The following is a 21,712-nucleotide window of genomic DNA, read 5'->3' as shown; positions in this document are numbered from 1 at the left end:
ATATATAATAATTGTAAAATGGGAGAACAGGAGGCTGAAAGCATGAACCAACAAATAAAGAATAAACTTGCCCTTCTTCCCGATCAGCCTGGTTGTTATTTGATGAAAGATCGTCAAGGAACGATCATTTACGTAGGCAAGGCGAAAGTGTTGAAGAACCGTGTTCGTTCCTATTTTACCGGGTCTCATGATGGAAAGACATTTCGGCTTGTAAATGAGATTGAGGATTTTGAATACATTGTCACATCTTCCAATATCGAGGCGCTCATTTTAGAGTTGAATCTAATCAAAAAACATGATCCAAAATATAATGTCATGCTTAAAGATGATAAAACATATCCCTTCATCAAGCTGACTGCGGAGCGGCATCCACGCTTGATCATTACGCGAAAGGTCAAAAAAGACAAAGGGAAATATTTCGGTCCCTATCCCAATGCTTTTGCGGCTAATGAAACGAAGAAATTGCTCGACCGCATCTATCCTCTTCGAAAGTGCAATACGTTACCGGATCGGGTTTGCCTGTATTATCACCTCGGCCAATGCCTGGCTCCATGTGTATATGATGTGGAGGAACAGGAATATAAAAAAATGGTCGATGATATCAACCGCTTCCTGAACGGCGGGCATACTGAGATAAAAAAAGAACTGACCGAAAAAATGCTGGAGGCATCCGAGGAGCTCGATTTTGAAAGGGCAAAGGAGTTCCGTGACAAAATTGCCCATATCGATATCACGATGGAAAAGCAAAAAATGATGACCACCGACTTCATCGACAGGGATGTATTTGGATTTGCCCATGACAAAGGCTGGATGTGCGTTCAAGTATTTTTTGTGAGACAAGGTAAATTGATAGAAAGGGATGTTTCCCATTTTCCCGTCTATGACGAACCGGAACAGGAACTGCTCACATTTCTAGGTCAGTTTTACGAGATTACCAACCATTTCAAGCCGAAGGAAATCTTGCTGCCGGAGTCGGTGGATGCCGAATTGGCTGAAGGGCTGCTTGGCGTGAAGACGATTCACCCAAAACGGGGACCGAAAAAAGAGATGCTGAAATTGGCGAATGAAAATGCCTCCATTGCGCTTCAGGAAAAGTTTTCTTTGATCGAGCGGGATGAAGAAAGAACGATCAATGCAGTGGAAAACCTTGGCGTGCAATTAGGGATTTATACCCCGCACCGAATTGAAGCTTTTGATAATTCCAACATCCAAGGTAGCGACCCCGTTTCCGCTTTGGTCGTGTTCATTGACGGTAAACCTGAGAAAAGGGAATACCGCAAATATAAGATTAAAACGGTCCAGGGGCCTGATGATTATGAATCGATGCGGGAAGTTGTCCGAAGAAGGTATTCACGAGTATTGAAGGAAGGTCTTCCGCTTCCCGATTTAATCATCATCGATGGCGGTAAGGGACATGTCGAGGCCGTACGCGATATTTTGGAAAATGAGCTTGGCCTTGATATCCCGCTTTCCGGTCTAATAAAAGATGAAAAGCACCGAACTTCGCAATTGATGATCGGGAATCCGCTTGAGCTTGTACCGCTTGATTCCAGAAGTCAGGAATTCTATTTATTGCAAAGAATTCAGGATGAAGTGCATCGGTTTGCGATTACGTTTCACCGCCAGCTGCGCGGTAAAAATGCCGTACACTCGCAGCTTGATGATATCCCCGGAGTCGGCGAAAAACGGAGAAAGCAATTATTGAGACATTTCGGTTCATTGAAGAAAATTAAAGAGGCCTCAGTCGAGGAAATTATCGGTGCAGGCATGCCAAAAGGGGTAGCTGAGGGAATCGTAAGAAAATTGCAAGAATAATCTTGCTCCTGATAAATCTCTATGCTATGATTAAAAGGAATTTTAACTAGACAACTTAAAAGTGCTGATAGAGGTGCGGAATTCAAGAGTAAAAACCTGGAGAAGTATGAGCTTCCATGAAGGGTTTTGAAAGGGAAGGACGCCGAAGGAAGACGAGACTCATACCTTGTTTTTCTGGTCCGACATTTAAAAAATGGCGGATTGTCAGGATGTATATCCTGGAGAGCTATCTCACTGTGCTTACAGGATAGAATATGTGATCACAGCAATGAGATATTTCTCATTGCTTTTTTTATTGCCTAAAAAGGTAGAGAGGGTGCATGAGGATGGCGTTAATCGTTCAAAAGTTCGGCGGGACTTCCGTCGGCAGCGTAGAAAAACTTAAAAATGTTGCCAATCGGGTAATCGAGGAAACGGAGAAGGGCAATGAGGTAGTCGTCGTTGTTTCAGCAATGGGCAAAACGACCGACCAATTGGTTTCCATGGCCCAAGATATATCCAGCACCCCAAGCAAGAGGGAAATGGATATGCTATTGACGACGGGGGAACAGGTTACGATTTCCCTGCTGACGATGGCCTTGCTTGAGAAAGGGCATGAAGCGATTTCCTACACGGGCTGGCAGGCTGGCATGCAAACGGAATCCATTCATGGGAATGCCCGGATATTGGACATCGATGCGTCAAGAATCCAAGCTAAGCTCCAAGAGAGGAAAATTGTCGTCGTCGCCGGTTTTCAGGGGAGTGATGTTAATGGGGAGATCACTACATTGGGGAGAGGCGGTTCCGATACGACGGCTGTTGCCATCGCTGCAGCGATCAATGCGGATAGATGTGATATTTATACGGATGTAACGGGTGTTTTCACAACGGATCCGCGTTTCATAAAAGGAGCGCGGAAACTGCAATCGATCTCTTATGATGAGATGCTCGAGCTTGCCAATTTAGGGGCAGGCGTGCTCCACCCAAGGGCTGTCGAATATGCAAAAAATTATCAAATCCCGCTTGAAGTCCGTTCGAGCATGGAGAGGGAATCAGGAACGATCATTGAGGAGGAAGCAACTATGGAAGAAAACTTAATTGTCCGCGGCATCGCTTTTGAAGACAGCATTACAAGGGTGACGGTATATGGCTTGCCCCAATCACTTGGTGCATTATCGACCATTTTCATGACGCTGGCGAAAAACCAGATCAATGTGGATATCATCATTCAAAGCATGACAGCAGAGGACACGACCAATTTATCTTTCTCCATCAAAAGTGAAGATAAAAAAGCGGCCTTGATCGTGCTGGAAAACAACAAAGACCAATTGGCATTTGAAAGGGTGGAAACGGAGGGAGGATTGGCCAAGGTGTCCATCGTCGGATCGGGAATGGTTTCGAATCCGGGAGTGGCTGCCGAGATGTTTGAAGTGATGGCCAATACCGGCATCCAAGTGAAAATGGTCAGCACTTCGGAAATTAAAGTTTCCACTGTCGTCAATGAAACGGAAATGGTGAAGGCGGTCGAAGCCCTGCATGAAGCATTTAAATTGGGACAGCATGCAAATGTGCTAGCTTGAATGTGCGGAGTCCAATAAAAAACAGACTTCCGGTAAAAAGGGTAAGTCTGTTTTTTGGGCTCATTAGATTGGATCTCTTGGATCCCATTGAATGGTGAATGTCACTTTTTTTGCGCGGCGTTTAACTTCTTCCGTTGATTCGCTGAGGAATTTTTTTTGCAGTGTGAACTGCTCGGCAAGAAAGCCGGCTTCAAGCTGGAAGTGACAATCAGGATGCAAATCGAGACGGCGGCTGATTATTTCACCCGTCAAGGACAATTCCATCTCGTTTTTTGTATACTTAAGGATTTCCAGATCGCCCCAACCGGCGCTTTGGAAAAATTCCATAACCTCCTGATCGCCATTCAGTGGGAATTTTCGTGCTAATTGTTTACCTGCCCAATAGAGAATTTTATTCGAGTCTTTTCCAAGGATATCGTTCAGAAGCACTTCCCTGATTAATTCATATCCGAAAGCCGGAACTTGGAACGTTTCCGTTTGAATTTCTTCCTCTATCGCTGCAGCAATATTTTTTTTCATAGTTTATCGCCTCTTTCTGTAAATCTATTATAAACGTTTTTCTTTTGCAAATTATATTGTTTTTTTATTTATTTAAAACACAATTGGAAAAAAATGATAATTATACCGAAATATTAATAGATTCTTACGTGATTTCACTAATAATAACCTTGACAAATAAAATAATAAGCAATTTTAGCCAAGAATATCTATTTTAAAAAAGAGATTTGTTGTATCCGTTTTCTTGACGCACATAGAAGTCAGGAGTAAAATGGACATGTCACATAATTGTAAGAAAGTATAAGAGAGCTTTTTGCACTCTATACTTTATTTTCACGCGGAGATAAAAGGTAGCCACCAGATTATCTTTGCATGATTTTTCACAAATTAAGGGGGGGCACTTAGTGGCAAAAAATCGTGAGTTTGGGAACCGTAGACTTCATTCACTTCTTGGAGTTATTCCAATCGGTCTATTCCTAATTTTTCATTTATCGGTAAACTTTATGGCAACAAAAGGGGAAGAGACGTTCAATGGGGCAGTTCATTTAATTGAGTTTACGCCCGTAAAGCTTTTGGTAGAATGGGTCGTAATCTATCTACCGCTTATTTTCCATGCTGTGTACGGAATTTATATTGCCTTTACAGCAAAAAACAACTTAGGGAGATTCAGTTTCTTCCGTAACTGGATGTTCATGCTACAGCGCCTAACTGGGATCATAACGCTGATTTTCCTTGTTTGGCATATTTGGGAGACTAGAGTTCAAGCAGCCATGGGTGCTGATGTTGATTTTGACATGATGGCAGAGATTTTCTCTAACCCATTCATGATCGTGTTCTATATTGTGGGTATCATTTCTGCAATATTCCACTTTGCCAATGGATTATGGTCATTTGCAGTGAGCTGGGGCCTGACGGTTTCACCTAAATCGCAAAAAATCATGACGTACGTTACTTTGATCATTTTCGTTCTGCTTTCTTATATCGGCGTTAGCGCAGTTTTCGCTTTCGTATAAGAAGTTAGAGTTCATTTATAGTATCCGGATAAAAAACATAGCTTTGCTAATGGAATAAGGGAGTGACAGAATTGGGTAAAGGTAAAATCATTATCGTAGGTGGAGGTCTAGCCGGTTTAATGGCGACGATCAAAGCAGCAGAGCTTGGGCAACAGGTTGATTTATTTTCATTAGTCCCTGTTAAACGCTCTCACTCAGTTTGTGCCCAAGGCGGAATCAATGGGGCAGTAAATACAAAAGGTGAAGGGGATTCTCCATTCATCCACTTTGATGATACAGTTTATGGCGGGGATTTCTTGGCTAACCAACCGCCGGTTAAAGCGATGTGCGAAGCGGCACCATCGATCATCCATATGTTTGACCGTATGGGCGTTATGTTCAACCGTACTCCGGAAGGTCTTCTGGATTTCCGTCGTTTCGGCGGTACACAACATAGCCGTACAGCATTCGCTGGTGCAACGACTGGACAGCAATTACTTTATGCATTGGACGAGCAGGTTCGCCGTTACGAAGTGGAAGGTCTTGTAACGAAATATGAGGGCTGGGAATTCCTTGGAGCCGTTATCGATGATGAAGAAACGGCACGCGGCATCGTAGCTCAGAACTTGACGACAATGGAAATTAAATCATTCCCTGGCGATGCAGTCATCATGGCGAGCGGGGGCCCAGGAATCATATTCGGTAAATCGACTAACTCGATGATCAATACAGGTTCAGCAGCATCGATCGTCTATCAACAAGGTGTTAAATATGCGAACGGTGAGTTCATTCAAATTCATCCGACAGCAATACCTGGAGATGACAAACTTCGTCTAATGAGTGAATCGGCTCGTGGTGAAGGTGGACGTATCTGGACTTATAAAGACGGAAAACCTTGGTATTTCCTTGAAGAAAAATACCCTGCTTACGGTAACCTTGTACCTCGTGATATCGCGACTCGTGAAATCTTCGACGTATGTATGAACATGAAGCTTGGTATTAATGGAGAAAACATGGTTTATCTGGATCTATCCCATAAAGATCCTAAATTACTTGATATTAAACTTGGCGGAATCATTGAAATTTACGAGAAATTCATGGGTGAAGATCCTCGTAAAGTCCCAATGAAAATTTTCCCTGCCGTTCACTATTCAATGGGCGGACTTTGGGTTGATTATGACCAAATGACTAACATTAAAGGTTTATTCGCTGCAGGTGAGTGTGATTACTCTCAGCATGGCGGTAACCGTCTTGGTGCGAACTCACTTCTTTCTGCCATCTATGGCGGTTCAGTTGCTGGTCCGAATGCCGTTAAATATATCGAAGGCCTTGGCAAAACTTCCGAATCCATTCCTTCATCATTGTATGATGGGTATGAAAAACAAGAGCAAGAAAAATGGAACAATGTCATGTCTCTTGATGGAACTGAAAATGCGTACGTACTTCACAAAGAACTTGGTGAGTGGATGACTCAGCATGTTACTGTAGTTCGTTACAATGACAAGTTGAAAGAAACGGATAACAAGATTCTTGAGTTAATGGAGCGTTACAAAAAAATCAACATCAATGATACGGCTAAATGGAGTAACCAAGGAGCTGCCTTCACTAGACAGCTGCAAAATATGATGCAATTGGCACGTGTAATCACGATTGGTGCGTTAAACCGTGATGAAAGCCGCGGAGCGCATTACAAACCTGATTTCCCGGAACGTAATGATGAAGAATTCATGAAAACGACAATGGCGACTTTCAAGGGCTTGGATCAAGCACCTGAATTCCATTATGAAGATATTGATGTATCACTAATCGCACCGCGTAAACGTGACTACACTACGAAACATTAAAGAGGGGGAGCAAAAAAATGGTTGAAACTAAATCTGAGACTAAAACAGTCCGTTTTATCATCACTCGTCAAGATACACCGGATTCAGCTCCTTATGATGAGGAATTTGAATTAGCATACCGTCCGAATATGAATGTCATTTCCGCTCTTATGGAAATCCGCCGTAACCCGGTAACGGTACAAGGCAAACATACGACAGCAATCGCTTGGGACATGAACTGCCTTGAGGAAGTATGTGGTGCTTGTTCCATGGTCATCAATGGCAAACCAAGGCAATCGTGTACAGCCCTTATCGACCAATTGGAACAGCCTGTCCGTCTTGCTCCAATGCGTACTTTCCCAGTGGTCCGTGACCTTCAAGTGGATCGCAGCCGCATGTTCGACTCGCTGAAGAAAGTGAAAGCTTGGATCCCGATTGATGGAACGTACAATCTTGGGCCAGGACCGCGTATGCCTGAAAAGAAACGCCAATGGGCTTATGAATTATCAAAATGTATGACTTGCGGCGTTTGCTTGGAAGCTTGTCCAAACGTGAACAGCAACTCAAACTTCATGGGACCACAACCGTTATCGCAAGTCCGTTTATTCAACGCACATCCAACTGGTGCAATGAACAAGGCAGAACGTTTAAATACAATCATGTCCGATGGAGGACTTGCAAACTGCGGTAACTCACAAAACTGTGTGCAGTCTTGCCCTAAAGGCATTCCATTGACTACATCGATTGCAGCATTGAACCGTGATACTGCCATTCAGCAATTCCGTAACTTCTTTGGAAGCGACGAAGTTTAATCATCAATTAGAAAAGAGCCTGTATCTTAGGATACGGGCTCTTTTCTAATTGAAATTCATCAAAAATTATAAGTATTTCATTAAATGAAGGGTGTAATTTTTAAATTAAGCAGCTTTACAGGAGAAAATCCTTTTCTTTATCTGTTTTTTCTTATAAAATGAGTGAATAGCCATTCATTTTCGAAAGGGAGTGCACAAGTTGGGCAGAATATCATATATCGATAATATAACGGAGTGGATCAATGATTTCTCTTTTAAACATGAGGTTAAGGTCCGCTTTTCGGAAACGGATATGTTCGGACATTTAAATAACACGGTTCCTTTCACTTATTTTGAGGAAGCACGTATAGAATATTTTAATAGTATGGGATTCATGAAGGATTGGACTGCTTTCACAAGTGATGAAATTCCGGTAGTGGCCGATCTGCAGTGTGATTATTTACAGCAGGTGTTTTTCAATGATCAATTGACGATTCATGTGAAAGCCGACCGTATAGGGAATTCCTCCGTGGACATTCATTACATGGGCACTAAGCAGGATGGTTCCATATGCTTGACGGGCAGGGGAACGATCGTCCAGGTCTCCAAGGCCACCGGCAAGCCGACTCCTTGGACGGAAGAGATGAAGCAGGGGATGTGCTATGCGGAGGTCGAACATTCCTGAAAAAATTTCATCCCATTAAGTAAAATAGTCACTCCCCTGCACTTGCCGACATACTATATCTTGACTAAATAGACACCCACTCCGGGTTTTATGCTGGTGAAGGCAAGGAGGGTAACATTACTTGACGGAGAACGAATTCACTCATAAGCCACTACTCACCAAAAGAGAAAAAGAAGTATTTGAGTTACTAGTACAAGACAAAACAACAAAAGAAATCGCAGGTGAATTGTTTATTAGCGAAAAAACAGTTCGAAACCATATCTCGAATGCGATGCAAAAGCTTGGAGTCAAAGGACGTTCGCAGGCAGTCATAGAACTCCTTCGTATGGGAGAACTTAAGCTTTAATGTGTTAACGATTAATACGTAAGCCTTATAAATATTTTCTCTCCCGTTCTATTTGGCAGCATATAAGGAAGTCCAAAACAATATCGTTGTTTTGACTTCTTTGGATGCTGCTTATTTTTATGCTGGGGTATCGCGGTTTCCAGGTAATCAATCTTGAAAATCATTTCACTTTCATCCAAAATGGTAGTATAGTAAGTTTCATGAAGTGGGGAGCTGGGTGTATGGAAGAAGAGAAGCAGGTTGCTTATGTAGCCGATATCGAGAAAGAATTGCGCTATGTATCGACGTGGCTTAAGCAAAGGGGAAGAGAAATTCTCCATGATTATAAAATTACCATTCCTCAATTCGTGGCTTTGCAATGGCTTTTTGAATCGGGCGACATGACAATTGGTGAATTGTCGACGAAGATGTTTCTCGCCTTCAGCACAACGACGGATCTGATTGACCGGATGGAGAATCATCAGCTTGTCCAGCGCGTAAAAGATGGAAAGGACCGGCGCGTGGTTCGTATCCACCTTCTTAGTGAAGGGGAACGGATCATTGAAGAAGTGATCAATAAACGGCAACAGTATTTGAGTGGGGTATTGGCCCAATTCAATGAAGCCGATATCGTTTCCCTACAAGCGATTCTAGCTAAATTACATCAAGAAATGAAAGAAAAATGAGGCGAGTTTTTTGAAACAACCAATAGGAATCATCGATTCAGGGGTAGGCGGCTTGACTGTAGCGAAAGAAGTCATGCGGCAGCTGCCCAATGAAAATATAATCTACCTAGGCGATACCGCAAGATGTCCTTACGGGCCCAGGTCCAAAAAGGATGTTCAAGCCTTTACATGGCAAATGACGAGGTTTTTGTTGAAGAAGGATATTAAGATGCTGATCATTGCTTGCAACACAGCGACAGCGGCGGTACTGGAAGAAATCAGGGCGACACTTTCTATTCCTGTACTGGGTGTCATCCATCCAGGTGCAAGAGCGGCATTGAAAGTTTCAAGTTCCTTACATATTGGCATTATTGGCACGGAAGGCACGGTGAAAAGCAAAGCGTATGACGACGCACTGGCTTCCATCAATACCGATGTGAAAGTGGATAGTTTGGCCTGCCCAAAATTTGTCCCGATCGTGGAAAGCGGGGAGTTTGAAGGGGGTATCGTCAATAGGGTCGTGGCACAAACCTTAAGCCCGTTGAAGAAAACGAAGATCGACACGTTAATTCTTGGCTGTACCCATTATCCATTATTGGGGCCTGTCATCTCATCCTATATGGGAGCTGGAGTGCAGGTCATTTCCTCGGGGGAAGAGACTGCTCGTGAGGCAAGCGTCATTTTGGATTATTATAGATTGATCAACAAAAGCAAGCTCCGCCCGGTTCATCGTTTTTATACGACGGGATCTAGGGATATGTTCGGTTCGATCGCATCGAGCTGGCTTGGCATTCATATTAATATGATTGAAACGATAAAAATCGATCATTTATAAGACTTCCATTATGGGAGTCTTTTTTTTGGGTGGGAAAGTCCAAGATGAAAAAAGGCTGCAGTGATCACGGAGCTTTAGACATAGGGGAAGCTGCATGCCTTCAATGAACATGAAGGAAGACGGTCAGGGAAAGATGAAAAATAATTGGTCTATTTTCCTCCAGGGCTCGTATAAATAGGAGTACAAACTGTCCTAGGAGTGATTTTATGTCCAATAAATCAAAAGTAACGATGGCTGTTACCATTCTCGCATCTTCTCTATGGCTTTCCGGGTGCGGATTATTCGGCGGTGAAGAAAAAAAGGAAATCGATCCACCGAAGGATGTTTCATTAGTAGACGATGAATCTTCATTAAAAGAGTCAAATGGTCAAAAGCAGCCTGCAACAGATGGTGAGGAAGGCGCTGTTGAATCCAAAACGGTAAAAACGGAGTTATATTTGATTGATAAAAGCGGGTATGTCGTTCCACAGACATTGGAGCTGCCGAAATCCGAAGCCGTCGCAAAGCAGGCACTTGATTACCTTGTCGATAATGGCCCTGTCACGGATAAACTGCCAAATGGGTTCAGGGCGGTCATTCCCACTGATACCCAAATAAGCGTGAACATTAAAGATGGAGTGGCAGTGGCGGACTTTTCTCCGGAGTTCAAAAACTATAAAAAAGAAGATGAGCTTAAGATCCTCCAGTCCATTACGTGGACACTGACACAATTTGACTCCGTCGATAAAATCAAAATGAGGATAAATGGCGAGGATATTTCCGAAATGCCGGTCAATGGCACACCGATAGATGAGAATATTTCCAGGTCTTCAGGAATCAATATCGATACAAGTGACGTAGTCGACATTTCGAATACGAAAGCTCTGACCGTTTATTATGTCGGCGGTGACGAGGAATATACCTATTATGTTCCGGTAACGCGCCGAATCAGTGAAACGGTGTCTGATGATGTAACCGCAGCGGTCAAGGAACTGACGAAAAGTCCTTCAGGCTCGAAGTTACTAACAGGATTCATGAGTGATGTAGCTTTACTTGACGAGCCTAAAATGGCGGATGGCAAGGTCAGCCTCAACTTTAACGAGAATATTCTAGGCAGTTTTAAAGAGAAAAAAGTTTCAAAAGAAGTTCTCGATGCCTTGGTCCTTTCGTTAACGGAACAAAAAGGGATTGAAAGCGTTGAAGTGCAAGTGAAGGGCAGCGCCGATATTCTGAATGAAGAAGGAAAGAAAATATCGGAGCCTGTCGTCCGTCCGGAAAAGGTCAACACGGGCAGCTTCTAAAGCACCGATTTTGGATACTATAGCTGGATTAGTTGGAGGCAGCCTACCGCTGTCTCTTATTTTGGATTAACGACGTAACATGGAAATTCAGCGAGGGAAATTATCTGTTGGCCGTAAGAGCCGGGATTATTGATGAAGCGAGAATTGTGTTAGACTTAAATTACCTGGAAGCCAGTTGAACTACAAGGCACTGGGAAGCGTCGGCAATTACATATAAAGAGATGATTTCCGTGGCCCAAAAGGGCTTCGCGCATTATTCTAAGATCAAAAAACGAAAAAAGGTGAGATGAAGGATGAAGACAGTAATCATTGCAACGAAGAATAAAGGGAAAGCAAAGGAATTCGAAAGCTTGTTCGCTGCTAAAGGATATGAAGTCAAAACGCTCCTCGATGTACCGGATGCACCGGATGTAGAGGAGACGGGTACAACTTTTGAAGCAAATGCAATCCTGAAGGCAGAGGCCATTGCCCAGCAGCTAGGGCATTTTGTCATTGCGGATGATTCGGGCTTGATTGTAGATGCCCTGGATGGCCGGCCGGGCGTATATTCTGCGCGTTATGCTGGTGAAGCGAAAAGTGACGAAGCGAACACGCAAAAAGTCCTCAGCGAACTGGAAGGCGTACCAGAAGCGGAGAGGACCGCGAGATTTTATTGCGCCTTGGCCCTAGCCTCACCGAACCAGGAAACGATTACTGTATCCGGGACGATGGAGGGGGTAATAACGGAGCAGCCCTCTGGTGAGAATGGATTTGGGTATGACCCCATCTTCTTTGTTAAAGATAAAGGCAAAACAAGTGCAGAATTGACGAAAGAGCAAAAAAACCAAATCAGCCACCGGGCTCATGCCTTGAAGGCTTTGGATGAAAAACTTGATCTATTTTTAAAGAGGGAGGAAGGAATGTGACGATGAAGGTTCTGATCATGAGTGACAGTCATGGACTCACGCAGGAAATCAGCATGATAACCGACCGTCATAAACAGGAAGTCGCAGCGATGATTCATTGCGGGGACTCCGAATTGGAAAGAAAGAATCCGCTCATGGAGGATTTCCTAGCCGTTCGCGGGAACTGTGACTATGATGATGCCTATCCGGATGACTTTGTGGAGAACATCGCTGGCAAGCGGTTCTTCCTTACTCATGGGCATCTCTACAACATCAAGATGACGCTGATGAACTTAGCTTATAAAAGCGAAGAAATCGGAGCGGATATCATTTGCTTTGGCCACTCCCATGCTGCAGGCTCTGAAATGATCGACGGCAAGCTTTTCATCAATCCTGGCAGCATCCGACAGCCGCGGGGACGAATGGAAAAGACCTATGCCATTTTGGAAATCGGAGCGAAGCAGCTTGAAATCATCTATTATGACCTTGAAGGAAAAATCGTTGAGGAGCTAAGAAATGCTTATCAAACCGAATGACTTCATGTATAATGAACAGGAAGCGTTTTTCCCCGCTTCCTGGATTCAAAAAAAGGAAAAAACTTTTTTTGAAAAATCGTTGACTTTCTTTTGATATCCTACTATAATAAGAAGTGTCCTAAGGGAACAGTTAAGGTAATACATAAGTAGTACCGCAACTTATATCATAAACGTCTCAGTAGCTCAGCTGGATAGAGCAACGCCCTTCTAAGGCGTCGGTCGGGAGTTCGAATCTCTCCTGGGACACTAACAGAAAAGGTATGCTAACACAGGTTATAACACTGTGTGAGCATACCTTTTTTCGTTCATGCAATGCAATATCCCTGCCTGGTTCTATTATCTCCTAATACCCATATCGGAGGAGACAGATAAGGGTGAGGCTGGCATTTCTCTTATTAAGCAAGGAGCACACATTGAGCTGAGCTGCTACAATTCAGTATCTTGACTTGGATGTAGGGGAAGTTGCTGATAATCTTAAGACCTTTCCTCCTGCTGCTGATAGAAGTCCTTACAATAATTTTTGAGAGGGTGTCTCCGTCTATAAATGTTCGCCTGAAACTGCGAGCTAAAATCATGCCTATTTAGGCTCTTGAAAGACTTAAAGTGCTACGCTTTTCATGCCCCATAGTCTTCTGGATCTATCGGAATGAGTAACTAGTATTTTATGAAATGTGTATGTGATAAATAAAGCAAACATATTATACATAAGTACTTGAAAACTTTAAAGCTTTAGGGTATTCTGATACATGGTAATAGAACTTTGTTAGGGAATTGTTCTAATCCCTACTATTTATATAGTGTAGTCTTACAGTGAAAGTTTTAATTCTGTGTAAACCTTTGATATGCCTGTTGTTTGGCTGATAAGGGACAGCATCATGTCTCAGTAGCTCAGCTGGATAGAGCAACGCCCTTCTAAGGCGTCGGTCGGGAGTTCGAATCTCTCCTGGGACACTAACTAGAAAAATCACCCTGAAATGTTGGTTGGTCAACATTTCAGGGTGATTTTTTATTTGTTTAGAAATGTTTTTAGAAAAGTTTCGGGAAAAAATTATTATATATATTTTTCACCATGAATAATAGTGCGGGTGACGCAAAATAAGCTTAAGCCCTTTCAGGCGTATATGTCGCTATTTCGGAATGATAGCCAATTGAATATTTGTACTATTATTTGTTATGGATACGGAAACATCGTCCGTATCCATACCGAGGAAATCATTTCCTTTTAAATTAGCTTTTAATTCGCTTATATCATAGGATACGTCCAAAGATTGAAAAATCACTTCTAAAACAGCCGTGAATTTCTTTTCAATAGTGGGGAAGTCTTCTTTAGATTCCTCAACGAATAAAAAAAGGTCGTCTAGTTTTTTCTTTTCATCTGTTAAATCATAAGTAAGCTGGATCTTATTATCTTTTGTATTGAAACCTGACTCTGTTTTAATCAGGAGCCTTTGATTATCATTGTTTACTATCTCTTTTTCAAATTCCTCCACTGTTATTGAAAAAGTTGTAGGATTTTCCATGGCAGTTATTTCTTCAGGAGTGGATTCGGTATCACTAGCATCTTCTGGATTTCCAGTAATTCCATATGGCGAACATGCTGTTAGTAAGAGTATGCCCAAGATAAGACAAGCATATTTTTTATTCAACGAGTTCGCCTCCATTCAATTCATAGACTAGGTCACAAAGATAATTTATTTGCCTATCATCATGGCTTGTCAGTAAAATCGTGACTCCGTTCTTCTTGTAATCCAATAACAGCTCTTGGATCTCAATAACGGACTTCTTATCCAATCCATTGAAAGGTTCATCCAAAACTAATATATTCGGATTCTCCATAATAGCTTGCGCTATCCTCAAGCGTTGTTTCATGCCTAAGGAATATTCCTTCACTTTTTTGTCTTTTGCCTGAGCTAGATCCACCTTTTTTAAGGTTTGAACGATATCTTCTTTTGTAATCTTTTTTTGTATATTCGCTAAGATGGACAAATTATCCATGCCAGTTAAGTAGTTTATGAATGGAGGCTGTTCAATGATGATGCCGGCATTGTCAATATATTTCTTACTGAAAAGGATTCGTTTGCCTTCCACCCAAATCTCGCCATCATTAATTGCCGTAAATCCACAAATCGCTTTTAACAACATCGTTTTGCCTGATCCGTTTGGCCCTACAAAGCCCACACAAATACCTGGATTAATAGATAAGGAAATATTATTTAGAATGGTGTGATGTTTTATGCTCTTATTAATATTCTGTACTTTAATCATTTTAAGGCCCCTATGCAATTTTATATTTCAAGTTCCGTAGTAAAAAGTGGGAAAGAATCATTAAGCATATTCCCAAAATCATCCCGCCTACATAATAAGCATCTCCACTAATAAATACAATGCTGAACGTCTTTAGTTGCAGATCCATGATGAATAATACGGAAATGAGTATGAACACAGTCAATAATGCCATCGTTTCTTGGAATTTCAAATAGAGGTAAAACAAGATTGATGAAAGTCCTAAGGAAATGAGAATGCTTGCGATGCCAAAAAATAAAAATTGTCTTATGATTGAAGCTGGATACTCAAATTCCAGTGCACCATGAACAAAAACGAACGTAAAAATGGAACTGATGTATATAAATACAAATAACGTTACAGGAAGGATGTATCGACCCCTGATTATTCTTAAAGCCTCTCGTTGCAGGTTGATTCGGGAAAAAACAAATGGATGATAGGTTTTCTTGATCATGAGGAAAGAAATGGAACCCCAAAAAATCGACGCTGCATAAAACGTATATGGACTGATGAAATGAAGAACGCTATTTCCTTCCATATGTTCATTCTGGTTAAAGGCTTTATTAACAAAGATCCGATCAAGGATCGCTTCAGCTGGTAACGATTCATTATAGTCATTCATATAGATGATGATATGTTGATAGCCTTGGATATAGTTAATAAAAGCTAATGAAATGGAAGTGATCATAACGGTTAGTAATAATATTGGATAGTTTTTTATCGCCACTTTTTTAGACCTTTAACTTTCTGGATTTTTAACTGTCTTATTTACACCTGCGATCAGTAATATTATCGCCATGATAAATAATAGAACCAATGGCAGAAATGCTTCCAATGTGGAATACATAGTATTGAAAGCGGTAAAGGATGCGAAAATGTCAAACCAAACACTTTGAGTGTAAACACCTAGTTTTCCGTACAAAAAATAGATGATTAATACCGATACAATGACTTTATACTCTCGATTTAATAATAAAACCAATGCACACGCTAACAAACTGAACACGAATGCTAAACATAAATAAATCGTACATACCATGAAAACAAAGAAGAGGTAAGGATGGCTGCTATAAAAATTGTGAGGTAAAATCGAAGCAAATCCTCCTATATCATCAAGACTGCGATAAACAAAGATTGCCCCGATCGAATAATACAATAAATAGGTTGATACAACAGTAAACGTTGATAACAATGTATATTGTATGACATCTCTATAAACAGCCTTCTTTATCAATGGAAATCGATGTCTTCCGAGAACGTATAAACTTCTCTTTTCTGTGAATAATCCAAGCGTAGGTAATATGAATAAAACGGGAATGAAGTTGATGATGTGAAACATCGATGAATCAACAAATACTTCCCAAGTTGAAATGCCTGCTATAAAACTGTGTCTGATGTCTTCTTTAGACCCTACTAAATCAGGTGCGTTATAATCCATAGTCATGATTTCAAAATAATGACTAGCAAACACCCAGGAAAGGGTTAATCCGCCAAACAACAAAAATGATGCTAACGCCATATATCTGCTTCTGATTTTAAATTTACTGAGTAACATTGAATTTCCTCCGCTGTTTCTACTAGCTTTAATTATTAAAAGGAGTGTTGCCCAAGAATGAAATCCCGGACAACACTTATTATTCCATTAACGTTTAACCTCCACTTGCGGACCAAGAACCTTTAATCGTCACTTTTCCTCCGCCGGTATTATTCGTTTTTCTTAGCCCTAATTTGTACTTATACCCTACTTTGCAATTTACAGCTGAAAATGTGGCCCGCTTTCCTCTTTGGACAGTTGTTCCACCTATGTATACACCATCAGAGTTTTTCATAGTTGCTGTAATCCATGCAGAACCAGAATCGTTTGATAAATTAACAACACCTCTAGTGTTTGATTTTCTCAACGAATATGGTGCAAATTTTTCAGCCAATGCAATTCTCCTTCCAATTAAAGGTTATATTGGCTGCAACCACCTAAAGTATATATAATATTCTGATAAATTTCAAACAAAAACAAGTAAAAAGTCTGTATTTTATCTATGAATAATGAAAAAAATAGTGAGTAAACGGGACTATATGACGATTTTTGTATCGGGTAATTTATAAAAAAATAAAAGTGTTTTGTTTTTTATTGAAACTGAATCTTTCTATCGAGGGCGGCAGATATTCACATGCAGGTAAGAAGTATTTAATTTCAAATTATCGCAGGTGGATTGCTTTTTATGTCGAATTTGTAATGGATAAGGAGTTGTTTAAATGAATAAAGATCGTTTGTTCAAGTTCATTCAAACTTCCACTCGGGGTAATTTCTTTTCAGTCGAGATAGCCGAAGATGGAACTAAGGTGGCCCAATTAGCCAAGGAGTTAGAGAACGAAGGTAGAATCAAGCTGAGGGAATGCACGCGCAAGGAGCAAGGAATTTATCTGGAGGGAATACTGAAGTTTGTGCCTAGCTAATTCGTTAAGAGCTTTAACGGATTAGCTTTTCCTGTAATGCTTCATATGCTTCAATCTGTAGACAAACGCGAATGTTAACAGAGTTTCTCTACAGACTTTTATATGGCACTGCAGCATGTGCTTAGCGTATCCAGAGGCTGTCCGTGAGCATCCTCGGCGCTTGTTCCGAACCGCTAAACCTATATCGTTACTTTCAAAGCCTGTTAAGTGTTTACAGGTTTTTTTTGATGATTTCCTCGTTTTTGATGAGTGCTGACTTCCATTCCTCGACAGGAGAGTCTTTTTCCTCATCTTCATCATATAGCTTGATGCCTGCTTGGTTTTGGATGAGAATTCTAACCGTTGCAGATAATTCAGTCATGGTTAGGTTGAATCGTTCCGATAAATCACGTAATGCCCTATGTAGGTCGGGGTTCTCAATGGCAGTATTCTTCGTTTCGTGTTCATCTTTCAATGTATAACCCCCTTTAAGTTTTGTCCGGTCCTTTATAGCATTTTAGGAGGATAAGAAAATGATACACGGATGGCTATCATTCGACATCCGCGATAATCCCCCCGTATAGGTTATTATTCCTGTATAGTAACATCAGTCTGAGTTAAACTTTCGTAAAAGCGCCTGCCGATGATGGCGAAGTAGGAAAAAGATTTGACATATTTCAAACTAATGAATATTATGTTTATTATATAGTAAACAAAAAGAGGAAGTGTTTGTTTTTGGAAAAGGCAGAAATGTTTTGGAGTGCATCTCAGGATGAACTTAAACAAGGGTATATCGAAGATGAGCGGCAATATACATGCTTATTGTGCGGACATGCGGTTCAGAAAGGGATCGTATACCCTGAGGAGGGGGTTCTTTATGAGGCGAAGCGGTATATACGCATTCATATCGAACGTGAACACCGATCCGTATTTGAATACTTGATGGATCTTGATAAAAAACTTACGGGTCTCACGGAACATCAAAATCGCCTTCTTCGTCTGTTTTACCAAGGAAAGAGCGATGCCGAGGTTCAAAAGGAAATGGGTATTGGCAGTGCTTCGACCATTCGGAACCACCGTTTTGTTTTGAAGGAGAAGGAGCGTCAAGCCAAGCTTTTTTTAGCGATGATGGAACTTTTGAAAGAGAGAGATGAACATGCGCCGGCATTCGTTCCGCTCCATCAAAAAGCAAGGATGGTCGATGACCGTTATAACGTTACAGAGGATGAAAAAGCCGTGGTTTTAAAGAAGTTTTTCCCTCATGGGAGCGAGGATGCATTGAAGTCTTTTCCGCCAAAGGAAAAACAAAGGCTGCTCATTCTCCAGGAAATTACGAAACGGTTCGAAAATGAGCGGAAGTACGATGAAAAAGAAATCAATCAAATATTAGAAACGGTCTATCACGATCATGTTCTTTTGAGAAGATACTTGATTGAATACGGATTTTTGGATAGAACGTCTGATGGGAGCCAATATTGGCTGAAGAAATGAAGAATGGGGGCAATGAAGATGGATCGCAAAAAAGAATTGAAGCAATTATTTAAAGAAACGAAAGTTGAAGCGGGAATTTATCAAATAAAAAATCAGCAAAATCAGAAGGTGTTGATCGCGAGCACAAGAAACCTGAAGACATTGAAAGGTAAACAATTTGAATTATCGATGGGAACCAGTACCAATAAAGCGCTGCAAGAGGAGTGGAATCATTATGGAAAAGATGCTTTTGTCTTTGAGGTGCTAGAGGTATTAAAGCCGAAGGAAACAGGTTTTTTTGATACGAAACGGGAACTGCAAAAACTTGAAGAAGCGTGGCTGGAGAAGGTGCAGCCGTATGGGGTACGCGGCTATAACAAGGAGAAAGCCGACTGAATCACTACAGCTCTGCTTGAAGGAAGGGCAGGTTAGCTAGTATTAAGGAAGAGACAAAAAGGTGGAAATTTTCAACTAGGAGCCGATTATGGTTCTTTTTTTTGTGTATAATTTCATGGTCTACTTGTTGTTGGTTTTTAAATGGTTTAAGCTATTATTGAGGGGTGAATCGTTTTCGTAGAAAAACGTTCACTAAATAATATATTTATAGGAGCTGCAAATGAAAAAACTAGGATGGGTGATGACCGGGATAGGGACAATCATAGCACTATGTGCCTTGCTTTATCCTTTGAATGTTATTGATAAAACACGTTGTATATATTTTTTGCTTGGCGGTGCGGGGCTTATGTTCATAGGTTCGATGATCAGGGCTTTTTCTCTCCTTAAAAAATGATGGGTGATGTGTAAAAACGGGGTAAAGTACATAAAAGGATTGGATGGAGCCAAATGAATGAAGCGCAATGATGACATGGATAAAAATCAATTGAAATATGCCCAGCAGCACCTCGCGAATGAACGCACCTTTTTAGCATGGATTAGAACGGTGATTGCAATCGTCGGGGTTGGTTTTCTAACGACGAGCTTGCATTTCACGATCGGTGTCCATCGCGATGCCCGGATAGATTTGATCAGTATCGTGCTCGGCATGTTCGCGTGTGCTTTGGGCCTTATCATTACAGTGCTGGCAACGGCCGCATATCTGCAGAAGAGGCGGCAAATCCATGAAGGGACCTTCCAGCCCTCCAGTGTGAACGTCATACTTATCGCAGTATTCATGGTCATCCTGCTATCAATGATCGTTTTATATTTTTCCTTTTTATGAAAGTTTTTCATCCTGCCCTTGCCATAGGGCAGTTTTTTAATTCTTTCTATATGATTACATCGATTTGGTAAGATTCCTTCCATTAGGTCCGTGGGCAGGGCTGCCTTAATGCTCCGTGGATTTCGTTCTCTAAAGCATCCTGTTGGAGATCTTGTGTTAAAAATCATTGAGAGAAAGCTTTACATGGCAAGTCTTCACCAGCAGATCTGCAGATGAAGAGGAGTAAGGGAGCCGGATATGCATCATTTGTTTAATTTCGATTTTGTGAGATATGATAAAAGAGATCTGAAAGGAGGTCATCCATATGGTGGATATCCAAAAAGGGGAGAATTCTTTTTTGTTGAAGAAAATGGCCAAAGGCTTGCAGAAATCACATTCTTTAAATCAGGTGTTCATGAAATTACCGTCGACCATACTGTCGTGTCTGACAAGCTTCGCGGTCAGAAGGTAGGAAATGCCCTTCTTGAAAAAGTAGTTGCATTTGCACGTGAGGAAAACCTGAAAATTGTTCCGGTATGTTCCTTCGTTCAGCAGCAGTTCGAAAAACATGCGGAATACGCGGATGTTTGGGCTAAATGAATGAAAGGGCTGGAACTGGGAGGGAGAAATGTATTCTGACCCCTTCCTTCTCCAGCCCTTTTGCCTTTTTATCGCTTGCGTATCATCTCCTGAAAGTGCCTTCATCCAAACTTTGTCGTAAAGTGCCTTTCCGCAAGCGGCTGTGCTTGCATTAAATATAGGGGAGGTGCCAATATGGCCATTAAATTGCAAACCCTTTTGAATTCCGCGGACGAATGTATGGGAAGCGGCATGAACCCGATCGTGAAAGAGACGATGCTGGAAGTGGTGAAATTAGCATATGAAGAAGGGATAATGGTACGAATAACACTCGGTCATCGAAGTTTTTCGCAGCAAGCCCAATTGTATGGGCATGGGAGGACGGACAAATCCAAGCCGATCGTGACCTATGCCAAACCGGGTCAATCGTTGTACAATTATGGGTTAGCTGTAGATTTTGTCATTGTTGGCGATGACGGCAGGCGCGCAATGTGGACTGATGATAAAAAGTGGACAAGAGTAGCGGTCATCGCGAAATCACTAGGGTTTGTTTGGGGCGGGGATTTTTCCCTGTTCAAGGATATTCCGCACCTTGAAATGACAGGTGGGCTTTCCATAAGAAATCTCCAGCAGGGGTGGAGGCCAAGACTTATATCCAGAATTCGGGACCAGAAAGAAGACGGGCAGTGAAAAGCCCAGATTCGGCATCTGCTACAAGAGGTGATTTTTCGACAAGAGGTTCGTACTTCAATGGCCACTTCCAAAAAAATAATTATTGAAATAACATTTTTATAGAATATGGCCGTGGCAGGTATGTAAGCGTATACAATAATTCTTTTAATTTGGAATTATCAAAAAATTCTCAAAAACCTGTTGACTACCATCTGAAATACGCGTAAGATAATCACAAATACAAGACATCACACATAATCATTTCTGAAAATACTGAATAATGCGAAAAACATTGAAGAGGATAAGTAGTCTTTTTACAAGGCATTCACAGAGAGCCGGGTAGCTGAGAACCGGTATTGTCCCGAAAGATGAACTCACCTTGGAGTTTC

Annotated in this window: 26 protein-coding genes, 2 tRNA genes, 1 riboswitch and 1 other annotated feature (1 of these 30 cut by a window edge); of the genes, 21 read left to right on the top strand and 7 right to left on the bottom strand. The window is 41.4% G+C overall.

What is annotated here, in order from left to right; all coding sequences use genetic code 11:
- The first annotated feature begins 42 nt into the window (after positions 1–42).
- On the top strand, positions 43–1,815 hold the full coding sequence (gene uvrC / locus ABE28_RS16685; protein WP_064465927.1) for an excinuclease ABC subunit UvrC: 1,773 nt from the start codon (positions 43–45) through the stop codon (positions 1,813–1,815).
- A gap of 60 nt (positions 1,816–1,875) precedes the next feature.
- Positions 1,876–2,052, top strand: a riboswitch (Lysine riboswitch).
- An 89-nt stretch (positions 2,053–2,141) separates the two neighbouring features.
- On the top strand, positions 2,142–3,374 hold the full coding sequence (locus ABE28_RS16680; protein ID WP_064465926.1) for an aspartate kinase: 1,233 nt from the start codon (positions 2,142–2,144) through the stop codon (positions 3,372–3,374).
- A gap of 63 nt (positions 3,375–3,437) precedes the next feature.
- Here the strand turns inward: ABE28_RS16680 and ABE28_RS16675 are convergent, their stop codons facing one another.
- A complete protein-coding gene (locus ABE28_RS16675) occupies positions 3,438–3,893 on the bottom strand; it encodes a YslB family protein (RefSeq protein WP_064465925.1) in 456 nt (151 codons plus the stop codon).
- A gap of 383 nt (positions 3,894–4,276) precedes the next feature.
- On the opposite strand from ABE28_RS16675, the gene ABE28_RS16670 reads away from it, so the two are divergent.
- The 12 genes from ABE28_RS16670 (at position 4,277) to ABE28_RS16615 (ending at position 13,639) form a co-directional block, all read left to right on the top strand.
- Entirely contained in the window at positions 4,277–4,885 is a 609-nt protein-coding gene (locus ABE28_RS16670; RefSeq protein WP_064465924.1) for a succinate dehydrogenase cytochrome b558 subunit, read from the top strand.
- Between the two features lie 71 nt (positions 4,886–4,956).
- Entirely contained in the window at positions 4,957–6,708 is a 1,752-nt protein-coding gene (gene sdhA / locus ABE28_RS16665; RefSeq protein WP_064465923.1) for a succinate dehydrogenase flavoprotein subunit, read from the top strand.
- Between the two features lie 17 nt (positions 6,709–6,725).
- Entirely contained in the window at positions 6,726–7,499 is a 774-nt protein-coding gene (gene sdhB, locus ABE28_RS16660; protein ID WP_061142165.1) for a succinate dehydrogenase iron-sulfur subunit, read from the top strand.
- Between the two features lie 199 nt (positions 7,500–7,698).
- On the top strand, positions 7,699–8,163 hold the full coding sequence (locus ABE28_RS16655; protein WP_064465922.1) for an acyl-CoA thioesterase: 465 nt from the start codon (positions 7,699–7,701) through the stop codon (positions 8,161–8,163).
- A 121-nt stretch (positions 8,164–8,284) separates the two neighbouring features.
- On the top strand, positions 8,285–8,509 hold the full coding sequence (locus ABE28_RS16650) for a helix-turn-helix domain-containing protein (RefSeq protein WP_064465921.1): 225 nt from the start codon (positions 8,285–8,287) through the stop codon (positions 8,507–8,509).
- 221 nt (positions 8,510–8,730) lie between these two features.
- Positions 8,731–9,174 carry a MarR family winged helix-turn-helix transcriptional regulator gene (locus ABE28_RS16645; protein ID WP_064466141.1) on the top strand — a complete coding sequence of 148 codons (444 nt, stop codon included), beginning with the start codon at positions 8,731–8,733 and terminating at the stop codon, positions 9,172–9,174.
- Between the two features lie 10 nt (positions 9,175–9,184).
- The gene (racE, locus tag ABE28_RS16640; protein WP_064465920.1) at positions 9,185–9,988 is read left to right on the top strand and encodes a glutamate racemase; all 804 of its coding nucleotides are present in this window, start codon (positions 9,185–9,187) and stop codon (positions 9,986–9,988) included.
- 206 nt (positions 9,989–10,194) lie between these two features.
- A complete protein-coding gene (locus ABE28_RS16635) occupies positions 10,195–11,268 on the top strand; it encodes a GerMN domain-containing protein (protein ID WP_064465919.1) in 1,074 nt (357 codons plus the stop codon).
- A 293-nt stretch (positions 11,269–11,561) separates the two neighbouring features.
- Positions 11,562–12,173 carry an XTP/dITP diphosphatase gene (locus tag ABE28_RS16630; RefSeq protein WP_064465918.1) on the top strand — a complete coding sequence of 204 codons (612 nt, stop codon included), beginning with the start codon at positions 11,562–11,564 and terminating at the stop codon, positions 12,171–12,173.
- A 2-nt stretch (positions 12,174–12,175) separates the two neighbouring features.
- The gene (locus ABE28_RS16625; protein WP_064466140.1) at positions 12,176–12,688 is read left to right on the top strand and encodes a metallophosphoesterase family protein; all 513 of its coding nucleotides are present in this window, start codon (positions 12,176–12,178) and stop codon (positions 12,686–12,688) included.
- Positions 12,689–12,860: 172 nt separating this feature from the next.
- Positions 12,861–12,934 (top strand) — tRNA-Arg (locus tag ABE28_RS16620).
- A 631-nt stretch (positions 12,935–13,565) separates the two neighbouring features.
- Positions 13,566–13,639 (top strand) — tRNA-Arg (locus ABE28_RS16615).
- A 176-nt stretch (positions 13,640–13,815) separates the two neighbouring features.
- Here the strand turns inward: ABE28_RS16615 and ABE28_RS16610 are convergent.
- The 5 genes from ABE28_RS16610 to ABE28_RS16590 all read right to left on the bottom strand — a co-directional run bounded on the left by ABE28_RS16610 (position 13,816) and on the right by ABE28_RS16590 (position 16,899).
- Entirely contained in the window at positions 13,816–14,334 is a 519-nt protein-coding gene (locus tag ABE28_RS16610) for a hypothetical protein (protein ID WP_064465917.1), read from the bottom strand.
- Positions 14,327–14,953, bottom strand: coding sequence for an ABC transporter ATP-binding protein (locus tag ABE28_RS16605; RefSeq protein WP_064465916.1), 627 nt, complete (start codon positions 14,951–14,953; stop codon positions 14,327–14,329). Before ABE28_RS16605 ends, ABE28_RS16610 begins: the two co-directional genes overlap by 8 nt.
- 10 nt (positions 14,954–14,963) lie before the next feature.
- Positions 14,964–15,698: a hypothetical protein gene (locus ABE28_RS16600; protein WP_064465915.1), complete on the bottom strand. Its 735-nt coding sequence runs from the start codon at positions 15,696–15,698 to the stop codon at positions 14,964–14,966.
- A 12-nt stretch (positions 15,699–15,710) separates the two neighbouring features.
- On the bottom strand, positions 15,711–16,526 hold the full coding sequence (locus ABE28_RS16595; protein ID WP_064465914.1) for a hypothetical protein: 816 nt from the start codon (positions 16,524–16,526) through the stop codon (positions 15,711–15,713).
- Positions 16,527–16,620: 94 nt separating this feature from the next.
- Entirely contained in the window at positions 16,621–16,899 is a 279-nt protein-coding gene (locus ABE28_RS16590) for a hypothetical protein (RefSeq protein ID WP_064465913.1), read from the bottom strand.
- Positions 16,900–17,224: 325 nt separating this feature from the next.
- Between ABE28_RS16590 and ABE28_RS16585 the strand changes: the two genes are divergently transcribed.
- On the top strand, positions 17,225–17,425 hold the full coding sequence (locus ABE28_RS16585) for a hypothetical protein (RefSeq protein WP_061143516.1): 201 nt from the start codon (positions 17,225–17,227) through the stop codon (positions 17,423–17,425).
- 211 nt (positions 17,426–17,636) lie between these two features.
- On the opposite strand, the gene ABE28_RS16580 is transcribed toward ABE28_RS16585, so the two are convergent.
- The gene (locus ABE28_RS16580) at positions 17,637–17,879 is read right to left on the bottom strand and encodes a hypothetical protein (RefSeq protein ID WP_064465912.1); all 243 of its coding nucleotides are present in this window, start codon (positions 17,877–17,879) and stop codon (positions 17,637–17,639) included.
- 260 nt (positions 17,880–18,139) lie between these two features.
- Here ABE28_RS16580 and ABE28_RS16575 point away from each other — a divergent pair, with 260 nt between their 5' ends.
- The 6 genes from ABE28_RS16575 (at position 18,140) to ABE28_RS16555 (ending at position 21,341) form a co-directional block, all read left to right on the top strand.
- Complete coding sequence (locus ABE28_RS16575; protein WP_064466139.1) at positions 18,140–18,895, top strand: DUF2087 domain-containing protein; 756 nt, start codon at positions 18,140–18,142, stop codon at positions 18,893–18,895.
- Positions 18,896–18,913: 18 nt separating this feature from the next.
- Positions 18,914–19,270 carry a GIY-YIG nuclease family protein gene (locus tag ABE28_RS25545; RefSeq protein ID WP_064465911.1) on the top strand — a complete coding sequence of 119 codons (357 nt, stop codon included), beginning with the start codon at positions 18,914–18,916 and terminating at the stop codon, positions 19,268–19,270.
- Between the two features lie 220 nt (positions 19,271–19,490).
- Positions 19,491–19,664 (top strand): hypothetical protein, encoded by a 174-nt coding sequence (locus ABE28_RS25485; protein ID WP_167353409.1) that lies wholly within the window; start codon positions 19,491–19,493, stop codon positions 19,662–19,664.
- Positions 19,665–19,721: 57 nt separating this feature from the next.
- A complete protein-coding gene (locus tag ABE28_RS16565) occupies positions 19,722–20,093 on the top strand; it encodes a YidH family protein (RefSeq protein ID WP_064465910.1) in 372 nt (123 codons plus the stop codon).
- A 237-nt stretch (positions 20,094–20,330) separates the two neighbouring features.
- Positions 20,331–20,672, top strand: a complete 342-nt coding sequence (locus ABE28_RS16560) for a GNAT family N-acetyltransferase (RefSeq protein WP_083232118.1) — start codon at positions 20,331–20,333, stop codon at positions 20,670–20,672.
- A gap of 174 nt (positions 20,673–20,846) precedes the next feature.
- Positions 20,847–21,341 carry a M15 family metallopeptidase gene (locus tag ABE28_RS16555; RefSeq protein ID WP_064465909.1) on the top strand — a complete coding sequence of 165 codons (495 nt, stop codon included), beginning with the start codon at positions 20,847–20,849 and terminating at the stop codon, positions 21,339–21,341.
- Between the two features lie 265 nt (positions 21,342–21,606).
- Positions 21,607–21,712 (top strand) — a binding site (T-box leader); it runs 154 nt beyond the window's last position.

The sequence above is a fragment of the Peribacillus muralis genome (assembly GCF_001645685.2).
Classification (GTDB): domain Bacteria; phylum Bacillota; class Bacilli; order Bacillales; family DSM-1321; genus Peribacillus; species Peribacillus muralis_A.
Note: the sequence above shows the minus strand (reverse complement) of the source record. Positions and strands in the feature narration are given on the sequence as shown.